This window comes from Hydrogenophaga sp. (genome assembly GCF_051858985.1).
In the GTDB taxonomy this organism is placed as follows: domain Bacteria; phylum Pseudomonadota; class Gammaproteobacteria; order Burkholderiales; family Burkholderiaceae_C; genus Hydrogenophaga.
The window spans coordinates 952793-966675 of record NZ_JBHYGM010000001.1; the positions used below are offsets into that span (position 1 = coordinate 952793).

The following is a 13883-nucleotide window of genomic DNA, read 5'->3' on the forward strand; positions in this document are numbered from 1 at the left end:
CGAGGCGCGAACCGACCGTGAGGAACCTGCACCATGAAGACCTTGAACCCCACTCGCCCACGCGCCATCAGGCACCTGCTGTGCATGGCCGCGCTGCTCGCCGGCACCCAGGCCGCCCTGGCACAGACCAGCACCTCCACCTTCGCCGTCACCGCCACCGTGCTGCCCAGCTGCACCGTGGTGGGTGGCGTGCCACTGGCCTTCGGCATCGTCACGCCGGGCGTGCAGCGCGACGGCAGCGTGGCCGTCACCGCCACCTGCACGGTGGGCACGCCCTACACGCTGGCGCTGGACGCCGGCACCGGCTCGGGCGCCACGGTGGCGCTGCGCCGCATGACCAGCGGTGGCAACACGCTGGACTACGCCCTGTACCAGGACGTGGGCCGCACCACGCCGTGGGGCGACGGCACGGCCGGCACCAGCACGCGCAGCAGCACCGGCACCGGCCTGCTGCAGACCTTCACGGTGTATGGCCGCGTGCCGTCCAGCGCGTCGGCAGCCGTGGGGGTGTACGCCGACACCATCACCGTCACCGCCACCTACTGAGTTCCGGCAGTCCGCCATGCTCGCCCGCACCCTGTACATCCTCACGCTGGCCGCGCTGCTGGGCCTGCTGGCCGGCATCGGCAGCGCGCAGGCCTTCCAGGTTCGCCCGGTGCGCGTGGAACTCGGCAGCCGGCTGCCCGCTTCTCAGCTGGTGGTGAGCAACCCGACCGCGCAGACCGTGCTGATCCAGGCCGAAGCCTTCGACTGGACGCAGGACAAGGAACAGGAACACCTGGCACCGAGCACCACCCTGATCGTCAACCCGCCCATCTTCGAGCTGGCGCCTGGCGCCATGCAGGTGGTGCGCGTGGGCCTGCGCCGTGCGGTCGAAGGCGGCGTCCAGAAACACCACCGGGTCTGGCTGTCGCAAGTCGCCACCCCCGGCGCCGACACCGGCAACGGGGTGCAGATGCTGCTGCGCGTGAGCCTGCCGGTGTTCGTCACCGGCTCGGGCGCCGGCGCTCCGCAGGCGGTGTGGCAGCGCCAGGCGGGCGGCGGGATGATCGAACTCGGCAACAGTGGCCAGCGCCACCTGCACGTGCGCGAACTGCGCCTGCAGGCCGAAGGTGAGCAGCCCACCACGCTGGGTCCCTGCTACGCATTGCCCGGTGGGCTGTGCCGCTGGCCGGTCCCGGCCGACTGGCGCCACAAGGCGGTCCACATCGAGGCGGACAGCGATGCTGGCACCCTTCGCAGCCAGTTCGAGGCGAACGCGTCGCAGTAAGGCGCGTCGCCTGAGCGCCGCCGTCCTGCTGGCCTTCTCGGGCGCCGCGTTCGCGGCGCCACAGTTCCGCCTGCTGGATGTCTGGCTCAATGGCCAGTCGATGGACGCCAGCGCGGTCATCGTGGAAGAAGGCGGACGCTTCTTTGCCCCGGCATCGGCCCTGGCGCAATGGCGCCTGAAGCCCACCGACGAGGTTCTCACCATCGAGGGCACGGCGCACCACAGCCTGCAGGCCTGGCGCCCCAGGCTGCACGCGGGCGCCCAGCGCCTGGAACTCACGGCCGGCGTCGAAGCCTTCGACACCCAGGTGCTTCGGCTCCACGGACAGGGCGCCGCGGCGCCCAACGCCGTCCTCGACACCCACCCGGGCCTGACGCTGGACTACACCCTCAACATGGACCGCGTGCAGGGCCAGAGCCAGACCAGCGCCTTCGTCGACCTGCGCGCCTTCGGGCGCCGCGCGCACCGTCACCTGGGGCGACGGGGGCGGCGGCGGTGGCGTGGTGGGTGGCTCGATCAGCAGCGGCTTGCTGGGGCTGGTGTGCGCACCGGGCACGCGAAACCACACCGTGTACGGCCGCATTCCCGCCAGCCAGAACGTGCCGACCGGCAGCTACCAGGACCAGGTGGTCCTGACCATCACCTACTGAAGCGGCAGCCGCTCACTGGTAGCGGGAGGGAGCGGCGGGGCGTTGCAGGCGGCGGGCCCACCAGGCGATCGCCCGCGGCAGTTCCGACCAGTGCCAGACGCCCGGATCGCCCGGGCCTGCCGAAGCACGCCGTTCGTCAAAGCGCATCACGTCCAGATCCTGGTCGTGTTGCAGTCCGCGCGTCAGGGCGCTGCCACTCGCACGATCCAGGCGAGCGTCCACGATCGCCAGCACCGGGCGCGCCTGCCGGACCTGGCGAAGCGCGTCGGCGGGATCGGCGGTCCAGAGCACTTCGGTGTTGCGCGCCATGTGGCGCGCGAGGTCGCGCACGGAGTCGAGGTACTCGCCTCGGGGACACACCAGCAGCACCTGCAGGGGCACGGGTTGGGTCGGCTCGAACATCGACGGCTGCATGAAGTCTCCCTGGGGCGCGCAACGGTTGCGCTGCCATGCAAGCCACTGTGCCCGCCGCCTGGGCGGGCGCCTGCCGGGAATGCTGGATGCGGAGCCGCGGGTTGTTCCTCGATCCGCTGCCGGGCTCAGTGGTCGTCGGCGCTGATCAGGCCTTCGCGGATCGCCAGCCGCACCAGCGCCGGCAGGTCGTTCACGCCCAGCTTGGCCATGAGGCGGCTGCGGTAGGACTCCACCGTCTTGGGCGAGAGGTGCAGCTGCTCGCCGATGGCCGCGCTGGTGTGACCGCGCACCACCAGCAGGATCACCTGCTGCTCGCGCGAGGAGAGGGATTCGATGGTGCCGGGCGATGCCTCGTGCATGAGCCCCTCCACCGCCAGCTCGGCCACGCCCGCGCCCAGGTGCTTGCGGCCCTGCGCCACCGCTTCCACGGCGCTGAGCACTTCGCGCGACGGCGAGCCCTTGAGCACGTAGCCCTGCGCCCCCAGGCGCATCGCCTCGGCCACATGGCGCGGCTGCGCCGACATGGTGAGCATGATCACGCGGGTGGAGAGCTTGCGTTTCTGGATCTGCTCCAGCAGTTCGAACCCCGAGCGCAGGCCCAGGTGCAGGTCCAGCAGGACCAGGGTGGGCACCAGCCGGACGATGTCGGCCAGCGCTTGGGTGGGTTGGTCGGTGTCGCCAACCACACGGTGACCCGCTCCTTCAAGCACGGCGCGCAACCCGTCGCGCATCATGGCGTGGTCATCGACCAGGTAGATGTCACTCATGTCGCGTTCAGGTTAGCGCACCCCAAGGCTCACGAAACTCCGTGCAGACCCGAATTCGACGCCTTGGCCGTTCCCCATTTGAGGGAGATCAGCGTGCCGCCGCCGGCAGCCTTGTGGGCCTCCATCCGAGCGCCGATCGCCAGCGCGCGCTCGCGCATGCCCACGATGCCGAGGTGCCCGGGACGCCCGCCCGCCATCTCGGGGCTCAGGCCCACGCCATCGTCGCTGACCTGCAGGGACAGCCAGCCGGGCGTGCCATCGATCTGGACCACGACCTCGCTGGCCTGGGCGTGCAGCAGGGCATTGGCCAGTGCCTCTCGGGCGATCATGAAGGCGGCGTACTCGACGTCGGCCGGCCAGCGCAGCGACTGCGCACCCGGCGCCACCTCCAGCCGGAGCCGGGTCAGCTCGGCCTCGGCGCTGCGGGCGCGCATCTCGTTGTCCAGCGCGGTGGGCAGCCCCGCTTCGTCCAGCAGGGGCGGGCGCAGGGCCACCAGCGCCTGCCGCACCTCCACGATGGCCTGATCGATCAAGCCACCGAGCTTGCGTTCCCGATCGCGCGCCCGCGGCGAAAGGTGGTCCGCGACGAGGCCCGAGAGGGCATCGAACGACAGCCGGATAGCCCCCAGGGTCTGCCCCAACTGGTCGTGCAGGGTTTGCGCCAGCTTGCGCGTGGTCTGCTTTTCCTGGTCGAGCAGGCGGCGCGCGAGTTCGGAGAGTTCGGACTGGTAGCGCTTGAGGGCCCGCTCGTCGCGCACGCGCTCCGTCACGTCGCGCAGGATGGCGGTGAGCAAGCGACGACCGCGCACCGTGATCTGCGAGATGGACGCCTCCAGCTCGAGCAGTTGGCCATCGGCGCGCACACCGCCCACGCGGCCCACGCCCATCGGCCGCGTGGTCGACTTCGATTCCCCGAATCGCTGCAGGTAGGACAGGTGCAGGCCGCGCTGGCTGGGTGGCAGCAGCACGTCCAGCGGCTGCCCGACCATCTGCTCGGCCGCATGACCGAAGATGTGCGCGGCCGCCGGGTTGAACAGGGTGATGCGCCCTTTGTCGTCGACGCTGATCACCGCGTCGCTGGCGCTGTTGATCACGGCGGCAAGCACTTCGCCCTGTTCGCGCAGGTGCTTCTCGGACTGGCTGAAGGGGTGCGCCAGGCGGCGCGATACGGCGAAGCCGAGCAGCCCGATCAGCAGCGCGGTAGCCCCGCCCCAGGCCACCAGGCTGCGTTCGAGCTGCCGCACAGGGGACAGCGCCGCGTTGAGCGGTTGGGCGGCCACCACCTGCCAGTTCGTGCGCAGCGGCGAATCGGCCGGCTGGATGGGGCGGTGCGCCAGCAAAAGGGTGTCCCCGTTCAGGTCGGCCACCGCCCGCACCTGCCCTGGAGGGCCGACCAGCAGGCTGCGCAGATCGGCCTCCGGGACGTCCGGGCGCTCGCCCATCATCACGCGCCCATCGCCGTCGACGATGGCCAGTTTCAGGAAGCGCCGGCCCTCCACCGGCCCGAGCACCTCCTGGATGAGACCATTGAAATGATGGGCGTCGAGGTGGGCGGCGATCACCCCGCGTTGCCGCCCCTCGCCATCGAAGATCGGCAGCGCAATGTCGGCCAGGTCGGTCGGGACTGGCAGCCCATAGGTGCGCAGCGGTTCGCGCAGGGCCACCGGCGGATGCAGGCTGCCGAACCACGCGCCGTGGCGGCCGTTCGTGAAGACGGGGCGCGTGGCGATGGACACCCCTTCCAGAAGGCCGTCGGTCGCCACCTCCACCACGCCGCTGGCGTCGGTCGCACCAATCCACACGTAGGCGCTGGAGCTGGCCTTGATCCGCTGCAGTTGTGAACGCCAGGCGTCGCGGCGGATGTCGGTGCGGGCCAGCACCCCCAGCAGGTCGACCTCGGCCGTGCGGCGCGCGAGCATTCGCGAGACCTCCACCGCAAGGGCATCGGCGGATTGCTCCACCCGCTGGCTCGCCCTGAGCTTGAGTTCGCCACCCACGATGCGGTCCGCAGTCAGCACCACCAGCGCCAGCAACAGCAACGCCACCCCCGCCGGCAGCAAGGGCAGCACCCAGGTGAGCACGCGGTCAGGTCGATGGATCGTCGGCATGTCGGCTCCTTCGGACGGTGGACAGTATTCTCGCTACAGACCGCCGAATGCCATGGGGTCGCGGTGGCTGCGGGTGACGCGTGCGCGGCGCGAGAGGTAAGTCACCGCGTCCAGGAACCCGACGAGGCGAAAGATGCCGAGCGCCTCGTCGGCCAGACCCACCGTGCGGGGAATGGCCTGTGCCCAGCCTTCAAAGGGGCTGGGGTAGGGCGCGAGTGCGTAGAACTTCTGCTGTGCGGTGCGCCAGTCGCTGGGGCCCGCGCGTTCGAGCATGTAGAGCAGCCAGGCCTCCTGCGGACCCAGCCGGTAGAAGGTGAAGTTGACGTTGGGCGCGTGGCCGGGCGCGCAGGCGTGCCGGGGCCAGCCGTCGGCGCTGTCGGTCGAGCCCGGCCCGTAGAACAGCGCAGCGGCAGGCGCGGCATCGGCCTCGCTGGTCCGTTTCGCGTCCACCATCGACAACCAGTTGCTGTAGATGCGGTAGCCACGCACCTCCAGCCGTTCCTGTGCCTCGCGCACCAGCCCCAGGGTGTCGGGATGGTGTTCCCACACCAGCTCGCCGGCGCTCTGCAGATGCTGTTCGGCCGCCGCCCGGTCGCGAAAGAAGGAGGCCGTCGGTGGCCGCACCCGGAACGCGAGGCGGGCCACGCCGGCATCGAGGGGCTCCGGCGCAGGTGCCGCCTCGCCCAGCGACACGAACACCTGCAGCTCGACACCCGTGTCGAGCCGTCCCCGGGCCACCGGCGCGTGGTCCGATTCATCGTCGCCCCACCGCAGCTCCCCCACGATCTGCGCGTCCCATTGCGCTTCTTCGCGCAGGTGGACGAGCGAACGCACCAGGGTGACTTCCTGCCGGTACACCGGCAGGTCGAAGCCCGCGGACGCCGTGCGCGATTTCAGGTGGTCGATGACGAAGCGGCGCAGCAGCCGTTGCGCCGCGGCCTTGCACTCGGGCCGCTCCTGTGCGCTGTCGTGGGCAAAGTGCCAGTCGTTGGCCATGCCCTGGCGGGCCACCAGCGGGCTGCCGCATTCGGGGCAGTGACAGCCGCAGTCGGCGCCACGCTCCACCTCGCCGATGAAACGCATCGCGCCCGCTGCATCCAGGGCGAGGAAAAGCTTGCCCACTTGCGGATCAGTCCTCTTCCTGCATGCCCTCAGGCACCTTGACCAGCGTGACCGGCACCGGGGAGCGCTGCACCATCTCTTGCGAGACCGACCCCAGCACCGCCGCGCGCAGGCCGCCACCGCGCGCGCTCATGATCACCGCATCGCAGGCGTGGCTCTCCAGGATGTCCGCCAGCAGGTGCGCGGGGTCGCCGCTGGCCACGGCGGTCTCCACCTGCTGGCCGGCCGCGCTCAGCAAGGCCACCGCCGGGCGCACCAGATCGCGGCCCGCTGCGTCGCTCACCTGCTGCAGCACCTGCGGGTCGTGGGCCACCACCAGTTCATACAGGTTCGCTGCCTCCTGCACATTGGCCACCACGAAGCGCGCCTTCAGGCCGGCGCCCACGAGGTGCAGCGCGTGGTGCACCGCCAGCAGCGAGGCTTCGGAACCGTCGACAGGAATGAGGATCTTCAGCATGGGAACTCCGGAATAAATGGGCTTGCTCAATAAGGGCGTTCGTTGAGCTGGCACCAGTGCCGCTCGATGTGTTCGGCCACATGGACGAACTGACTGAAGTTCACCGGCTTCTCGATGTACGCATTGACCCCCAGATCGTAGGCGGTCTTCAGATCGCTGTCTTCGCGCGAGGAGGTGAGCATCAGCACGGGGATGTGGCACACCTGTGCATGGGACTTGAGCCGGTGCAACACCTCCAGCCCGTTGACCCGGGGCATGTTGATGTCGAGCAGGATCACCACCGGCCAGGGCTCGCCCGCCTCCCAGCGCGGGATCCAGGCCAGCGCTTCCTCACCATCGCGCGCCACCTGGATGGGATGGGCCACGCCCCGCTTTTGAAACGCGCGCAGGGTGAGGTCCACGTCCATGGGGTTGTCCTCGACCAGCAGGATCGGTGGCAAGGGCTTCATGCGGGAAACTCCAGGAAGAAGGTGGCTCCCTCGCCGGGCTGGCTCTCGGCGCGCACACGGCCACCCATGCGCTGGACCGCCTTGGCCACCAGCGCCAGGCCCACGCCGGTGCCGGCGTAGTCTTCTGTGCGCTGCAGCCGCTGGAAGATGCCGAAGATGCGGTCGTGGTACTTCATGTCGAAGCCCACGCCGTTGTCGCGCACCCACAGGATGCGCCGGTCCGCTTCGACGCGGGCACCGATCTCGACCACCGGCGGCGTGCGCCCCTGGCTGAACTTGACGGCGTTGCCGACCAGGTTGCGCAACACCACCGCGAGGCCTTCGCGATCGAGTTCGAGCACCATGGGCTCCACCTGCAGGTTCAACTGCGTCCCGGCCGCGCGGATGTCGGCGCCGTGGCCCTCGATCACCAGCTCGATCAGCGGCAGCAGGTCCACCTGCTGCGATTCCATGGGGCGCCGTTCCATGCGGGAGTAGGCCAGCAGGTCGGAGATGAGGGCCCCCATCTGCTGCACCCCCCGGCGGATGCGGCCGATGAACTCGCGTCCTTCGTCATCGAGGCGCTCGCCATGCTCTTCCTGCAGCAACTGGCTGTAGCCGTCGATGCCGCGCAGCGGTGCCTTGAGGTCGTGCGAGACGGTGTACGAGAAGGCCTCGAGTTCTTCGTTGGCCGCGCTGAGCTGCGCGGTGCGCTCGGCCACGCGCAGCTCCAGTTCTGCGTTGTTGCGCTCCAGCGTGGTCTGCGCGTCCTTGAGGGCGGTGATGTCGAGCAGCACGCCGCTGATGCTGCTCAGGCGGCCATCGGCGTCGCGCGTGATCGATGTGCGGTCGTCCACCCAGGCCCACTCGCCGTCGGCCCGGCGCAAGCGGTATTCCTGCCGGTACTCGTCGGTGCGGCTGGCCTGGTGGCGAACGCTCTCGTCGACGATGCGCTGCAGGTCGTCGGGGTGCACGAGGTCGTGGAAGCGCAGGTCCATGAGCAGGAGTTCGTCCGGCTGGTAACCCCATTGCGAGACCGAGCGGCTGAGGTAGCTCATCGGCCGGCCGGGTTCGTTGCGCCATTCGACCACCACCACCGGGGAGCGATCCACCAGCGCGTTGATGTGGCGCAATTGCGCCTGTCCGGCCTGCAGCCGCTCGGCCATGCGATCGGCCTGCGCGCCGATCAACGCCAGCTCGTCGAAACCCTGCAGGCCGGCCCGCACCTGCAGCTGCCCTTCCCCCATGGTGGCCAGCGTGCGCGCCAGGCGCTCGGCGCGGCGGAACCAGATCAGGTGCGCCAGCACCGCGAGCAAGGCGACGAGCAGGGCCATCAGCAGCGCTTCGCGCATCACCTGCTCCCGCAAGCCGGCGTGTCGCTGGGCCAGCGGCTGGCGCAGGTCGGCCACGGTGAGGAGGTGGCCACCGGTGTCGATGGCGGCGTGCCCGAACAGGTAGGGCGCGCCCGGCGGCCTGAAGACCTGCACCGAACTGCCGTCCTCGATCAGGTCATCGAGGCGGCGCAGTGCCACCAGCTGCGGCTGGCGTTCGAGCACCTCGCCCAGAGGCCGCCCGATGTCGGCACGCGACAGCGAGGCCACCACCAGGCCCGCGTCGTCAACCAGGTAGGCGTTGAGCATGCCGCTGTAGACGCCCAGCCCGCCCACGAGGCGCCGCACGAGCAGTGCGTTGGCCAGCCCGGACTGCGCACTGAGGCGACTCTGCTCCACGCCCAGGCGTTCAAGCAGGCGACGGGTTTCGAACTCGGTCACACGCTGGTCGACGTCGCGCCACTGAAAGGCGAAGCCCACGCCAATGGTGGTGAGCGCGAACACCGCGAGCAGCAGCGGCGCGAGCCAGCGGCCCGGGATCGCGGTGAGGCCCGGCCAGCGCCTCATGGCAGCAGCCCGGTGGGCGGCGCGCGTTCGGCCGGCGCGCTGTCGATCAATGCCCGCCAGTCGGGCGGCTGTCGCAGCAGGCCCAGGTTCAGGAGCGTCTCGGCGATCGGCTGGCCCAGGCGCACGAGCCCGGGCACCGGGCCAGCCAGCAGTTGCAGGGATTCATCGGGCGCGAAAAAGCGCAGGCCCTTGAGCACCTCCAGGTAGTCCCGTGCCGAGAGATCGGCGCCGGGTGCCAGCGTGGCGGCGCCGCCGGGCGCATCGAGCCGGAGCACGCTCAGACCAACACCCCAGGCGCCCAGCAGGGCGTCCACCGCCGCCGGGCGCTGATGAAGCACGTCACCGCGCACCACCAGCACGTCCAGGATCTCGTCCGGCATCTGGCTGCTGTCGAAGATGCGGCGGTAGCCCGCGCGACGAATGGCGCCTTCGATGGGCGCGTAGCTCACGGCGGCGCTCACCCGGTCACTTTGCAGTGCCATCAGGTGCTGGGTGGATTCCATCTTCACGACCGACACGTCCTCGCGCGTGAGGCCGGCTTTTTTCAGCAGGCGCTCGAGCACGAGCGTGCCCACGCTGGCGTCTTCCACGGCGATGGCGCGGCCACGCAGGTCGGGCAGGGAGCGAACCTCCGGCGCGGCCAGCACCACGTCGGCGCCGCTGGAGGTGTCGAGCAGGGCCACGATGCGCACGTCGAACCCGCTGTCGGCCAGGCGCAAGGTTTCATCCAGCGTCAGCGCGGCGGCGTCGAGCAGCCCGTTGCGCAGGTGGCGCACCGCCTCGGCGCTGGAGATGAGCTCTACCACCTTGACGGCCTGGGGGTCGGTCAGGCCGCGATCGCGCGCGAGCACCAGGGGGTCGTAACCCACCCAGGTGTTGATGCCCACGGTCAGCGGCGGCTGCGGCGGTTCTCCACAGCCGGCCAGCCCGAGCCAGAGGCAGGCTGCGCCCACCGCCGTCCGGATTCGACCCCACCCTGTCATGTCACTTGCTCCCTTGCCATCGAAACATTCTGTCACCATCAGGGTTTTTCATCGGTGCGGACCTGCCAATCTTGAGCACAGCGGCGCGGCACTGCGTGAACGAATCACTGAACTTTCCTGCCGCCAGCCTCCCTCACACGCCATGATCGAAGTCTCCGGCCTGTCCCTTCACTACCCCCTGGCGCGTGGCCGCGTCGAGGTGCTGCGCTCGGTGGACCTGCGCATTGCAGCGGGCGAGCGCGTCGCCATCACCGGCCCGTCGGGCTCGGGCAAGACCTCGCTGCTGCTGCTGCTGTCCGGGCTGGAGCGACCCACGGCAGGCCGCATCCGCATCGCGAATGCCGAACTCGCCGACCTCGACGCCGACGCCCTGGCCGACCTGCGGCGCGACCAGCTCGGCATCGTGTTCCAGTCGTTCCACCTGCTGCCCAGCCTGAGTGCGCTGGACAATGTGGCGCTGCCCCTGCAGATGGCCGGCCGGCGCGATGCGTTCGAGCGGGCTGCCGCGCTGCTGGGCCGAGTGGGTCTGGGCGACCGGCTGCAACACCATCCGGGCCAGCTATCGGGCGGGGAACAGCAGCGCGTGGCGATCGCGCGCGCCCTGGTGCACCGCCCGCGCCTGCTGCTGGCCGACGAACCCACCGGCAACCTCGATGACCACACCGGCGAAGCCATCCGGACGCTGCTGTTCGAACTCAACCAGGAGACCGGCGCCACCCTGGTGCTGATCACGCACGACCCGGACTTCGCCGCCCGCTGCGACCGCGTGCTGCGCCTGCACGACGGCCAGCTGCACGAAGCCACCGCGCCCACCCATGCGCTTCCTGTTTAGCCTGGCCTGGCGCGATCTGCGCGCCAGCGGCCGCCACCTGTGGATCTTCTGTGCCTGCCTGGTGCTGGGCGTGGCGCTGGTGGCCGCGGGCGGCGGCCTGTACCGCCAGGTCGCCGACGCCCTGCGCAGCGATTACCGCCTCCTGTTTGGTGGCGACCTGGAGGTCGAGCACACGGTGCCGCTGAGCGCGGATGTGCTGGCCTGGATGGGCGAGCGCGGCGAGGTCTCGCGGCTGGTCGAGTTGCGCACCATGCTGCGCGCGGCCGACGGGCGCTCCCAACTCATCGAGCTGCAGAGCGCCGATGCGCGCTACCCGCTCTACGGCACCGTGGAACTTGCGCCCCCGAGCGACCTGGCCACGGCGCTGGGCCAGCGCGACGGCGCCTGGGGCGCAGCGATCGACGGCGCGCTGGCGCAGCGGCTGGGCCTGGGCGTAGGCGATCGCGTGGAGGTGGGCGACCTGAGCCTGGCCGTGCGCGCCATCGTGTTGCGCCAGCCCGACCGTAGCCTGCGCGCCGACTGGAGCGGCGCACCGGTGCTGGTGGCCGACGGTGCCTTGCAGGCCAGCGGTCTGGTGCAACCCTTGAGCCGGGTCGAATACCACTACCGCGTGCGCACGGCCGAGCCGGCCACCGCGTGGCGCGATGCGTTCATCGCCGCCTTCCCGCAGCTCGACGCCGAGGTGAGCACCTTCGACGAGCGCAGCGAGCGCATGGCCGAGGTGCTGGGCCAGATCGGTTCGGGCCTGTTGTTGATCGGTTTCTCGGCCCTGTTCATTGGCGGGCTGGGCGTCTTCAACAGCGTGCAGGCCTACCTGCAGGGGAAGCTCGGCACGCTCGCCACGCTGCGCGCCGTGGGCCTGCGGGACGGCCGGCTGGCCGCGCTGGTGCTGCTGCAGATCCTCATGCTGGCGCTGCTCTCCAGCCTGGCGGGCGTGCTGATCGGCAACGCGCTGGCCCTGGCCGGCACCTGGGCCGCCGCAGAGCGATTGCCGCTGGCGCCGCTGCTGCAGGCCCTGTGGGCGCCCTCGGCGGTGGCGCTGGGCTTTGGCGTGCTCACGGCGCTGGCGTTTGCGCTGCCGGCGCTGGGGCGCGCGCTGTCGGTGTCGCCGGCCGCGCTCTTCCGGGGCATCGACGGCACGCAGCTGCGCACACCGCGCGGCACCTGGCTGCTCACCGGCGCTGCGGCCGCGCTGGTGGCCACGCTGGTGGTGGGCAGCGTGCCCGACGCGCGTTTCGGCGCCGCCTTCGTGCTCGCCACCGTGGCACTGCTCGTGGTGCTCGATGGCCTGACCCGGCTGCTGCGCCGCGCGGCGCGAGCTGCGCTGGCGCGCCAGTCTTTGACGATGCCACTGGAACTCCGACTCGCGCTGGCCGGCCTGCAGCGGCCCGAATCACCGTTGCGCGCGGCCCTGCTCTCGCTGGGCGCGGCGCTCACCCTGCTGGTGGCCTGCACGCTGGTGGTCGCGTCCCTCCTGCGAACCGTCAACGAGACGGTGCCGGACAACGCGCCGGCGCTGGTGTTCTACGACGTGCAGACCGAACAGATTCCGCTGCTGCAGTCCACCCTGCAGGCGCAGAGCGGCCTGCGCCAGCTCACGACGGCACCCCTGGTGCTGGGCCGCGTCTCGGCCGTGAACGGCGAGGTGCTGCGCGAAAGCAGCGATGGCCAGCGCGTGCGCGAAGCGCGCGACGAACAGAAGCTCAGCAACGCCGCCGGCAACATCGACGACGTGGTGCTGCGCGAAGGCGCGTGGTGGACGAGTGGCGAACGCGGCGCGCCGCAATTGGCGATGGAAGACCGGGAGGCCGATCATCTTGGCCTGGAGCTGGGCGACCGCGTGCGCTTCGACATCATGGGTGCGACGGTGGAGGCCGAACTGGTGGCGATCTACAGCCAGCGCCGCATGCAGGCGCGCCTGTGGCTGGAAGCGATCTTCAGCGACGGCGTGCTCGATCCCTACATCACGCGCCACGTGGGCGCCGCGTTCATGGACGCCGCCTCGGCCCAGCGCGCGCAGGACCAGCTGGCGGCCGTGGCGCCCAACATCGCCAGCGTTCGCACCGAATCGCTGCTGGTGGAAACGCGAGCGCTCATGGCCCGCGCCAGCGGGGGGCTGGCACTGGTGGCGGGCGTGTGCCTGGCGGCGAGTCTGCTGGTTCTTGCGAGCGTGGTGGCCAGCAGCCGCGCGCGCCAGGTGTTTGAAGCGACCGTGATGCATGCGGTGGGCGCGCGCCTGTCCAGCCTGCGTCGCGTGCTGTATTGGGAATATCTGTTGCTGGCCCTGCTCACCGCCGGCTTTGCGATGGTGGCGGGCAGCGCGCTGGCCACGGCACTGCTGCGATGGCGGCTGGAGCTGGACCCCACCGGCCTGTACTGGACCGGTGCCCTCACCGCGATGGGTGTGAGCGCGGTCAGCCTGGGGCTGGGCGCGCGCTACCTGCTGGCCCAGATGCGCCTGAACCCCGCCATGCTGCTGCGCGACGGGGCCTAGGCGCGGAGACCGGCTGGTTACTTGACGGTCATGCCGTTCTGCACGCGCTGAACGCCCTCAACCGCCTTGGCCACTTCGACCGCCTTGTCGATCTGCATCTGGTTGTCCACCACGCCGCTGAGCTGCACTTCGCCCATCGTGGTGTTGACCTTGATGTCCATGCCCTTGACGGTGTCATCGGCCAGCAGCGCGGTCTTCACCTTGGTGGTGATCACGGTGTCGTCGACCTTTTCGCCCATGGTGGTGGACGGCTCGGAAGCCGACGTGGCGGGTGCCATGGGGGCGGGCGCCGGGGTGGACGTCATGGGCGGCGCGGCGGGTGGCGCTTCGACCGGGGTCTCGGTCTTGCCGCAGGCCACCAGCGAGGCCAGTGCCAGCGAGACGGCAGAAACGCTGATGAAACGGTGGGTGTTGAATAGCTGCATGCGAATCTCCTGAAGGGGTGTCCACCGGGTTGGTG

The 13883-nt window shown here is 70.4% G+C and carries 13 protein-coding genes and 1 pseudogene; 5 read left to right on the top strand and 9 right to left on the bottom strand.

Features of this window, described 5'->3' with window-relative positions; all coding sequences use genetic code 11:
• The first annotated feature begins 33 nt into the window (after window positions 1-33).
• The 3 genes and pseudogenes from ACTIEY_RS04680 to ACTIEY_RS04690 all read left to right on the top strand — a co-directional run.
• The gene (locus ACTIEY_RS04680) at window positions 34-546 is read left to right on the top strand and encodes a Csu type fimbrial protein (RefSeq protein WP_439517923.1); all 513 of its coding nucleotides are present in this window, start codon (window positions 34-36) and stop codon (window positions 544-546) included.
• Between the two features lie 16 nt (window positions 547-562).
• Entirely contained in the window at window positions 563-1270 is a 708-nt protein-coding gene (locus ACTIEY_RS04685; RefSeq protein ID WP_439517924.1) for a fimbrial biogenesis chaperone, read from the top strand.
• A gap of 467 nt (window positions 1271-1737) precedes the next feature.
• A pseudogene (locus ACTIEY_RS04690) lies at window positions 1738-1920 on the top strand (spore coat protein U domain-containing protein); the annotation flags it as partial.
• Between the two features lie 12 nt (window positions 1921-1932).
• Here the strand turns inward: ACTIEY_RS04690 and ACTIEY_RS04695 are convergent.
• From ACTIEY_RS04695 to ACTIEY_RS04730, 8 genes are all read right to left on the bottom strand, one after another.
• Window positions 1933-2334, bottom strand: coding sequence for a hypothetical protein (locus ACTIEY_RS04695; protein ID WP_439517925.1), 402 nt, complete (start codon window positions 2332-2334; stop codon window positions 1933-1935).
• A 125-nt stretch (window positions 2335-2459) separates the two neighbouring features.
• The gene (locus ACTIEY_RS04700) at window positions 2460-3101 is read right to left on the bottom strand and encodes a response regulator (protein WP_439517926.1); all 642 of its coding nucleotides are present in this window, start codon (window positions 3099-3101) and stop codon (window positions 2460-2462) included.
• 29 nt (window positions 3102-3130) lie between these two features.
• Window positions 3131-5209 carry a PAS domain S-box protein gene (locus ACTIEY_RS04705; RefSeq protein ID WP_439517927.1) on the bottom strand — a complete coding sequence of 693 codons (2079 nt, stop codon included), beginning with the start codon at window positions 5207-5209 and terminating at the stop codon, window positions 3131-3133.
• Between the two features lie 33 nt (window positions 5210-5242).
• Entirely contained in the window at window positions 5243-6331 is a 1089-nt protein-coding gene (locus ACTIEY_RS04710) for a hypothetical protein (RefSeq protein ID WP_439517928.1), read from the bottom strand.
• A 7-nt stretch (window positions 6332-6338) separates the two neighbouring features.
• On the bottom strand, window positions 6339-6788 hold the full coding sequence (locus tag ACTIEY_RS04715; RefSeq protein ID WP_439517929.1) for a universal stress protein: 450 nt from the start codon (window positions 6786-6788) through the stop codon (window positions 6339-6341).
• Between the two features lie 26 nt (window positions 6789-6814).
• A complete protein-coding gene (locus ACTIEY_RS04720; RefSeq protein WP_439517930.1) occupies window positions 6815-7237 on the bottom strand; it encodes a response regulator in 423 nt (140 codons plus the stop codon).
• On the bottom strand, window positions 7234-9114 hold the full coding sequence (locus tag ACTIEY_RS04725) for a sensor histidine kinase (protein WP_439517931.1): 1881 nt from the start codon (window positions 9112-9114) through the stop codon (window positions 7234-7236). The genes ACTIEY_RS04720 and ACTIEY_RS04725 overlap by 4 nt, the downstream gene beginning before the upstream one ends.
• The gene (locus ACTIEY_RS04730) at window positions 9111-10097 is read right to left on the bottom strand and encodes an ABC transporter substrate-binding protein (RefSeq protein WP_439517932.1); all 987 of its coding nucleotides are present in this window, start codon (window positions 10095-10097) and stop codon (window positions 9111-9113) included. Before ACTIEY_RS04730 ends, ACTIEY_RS04725 begins: the two co-directional genes overlap by 4 nt.
• A gap of 142 nt (window positions 10098-10239) precedes the next feature.
• Here ACTIEY_RS04730 and ACTIEY_RS04735 point away from each other — a divergent pair, with 142 nt between their 5' ends.
• A complete protein-coding gene (locus ACTIEY_RS04735) occupies window positions 10240-10929 on the top strand; it encodes an ABC transporter ATP-binding protein (protein WP_439517933.1) in 690 nt (229 codons plus the stop codon).
• A complete protein-coding gene (locus ACTIEY_RS04740) occupies window positions 10913-13423 on the top strand; it encodes an ABC transporter permease (protein ID WP_439517934.1) in 2511 nt (836 codons plus the stop codon). The genes ACTIEY_RS04735 and ACTIEY_RS04740 overlap by 17 nt, the downstream gene beginning before the upstream one ends.
• A 17-nt stretch (window positions 13424-13440) precedes the next feature.
• Here ACTIEY_RS04740 and ACTIEY_RS04745 read toward each other — a convergent pair whose 3' ends face one another.
• Window positions 13441-13848: a BON domain-containing protein gene (locus tag ACTIEY_RS04745; RefSeq protein ID WP_439517935.1), complete on the bottom strand. Its 408-nt coding sequence runs from the start codon at window positions 13846-13848 to the stop codon at window positions 13441-13443.
• Window positions 13849-13883: the final 35 nt, after the last annotated feature.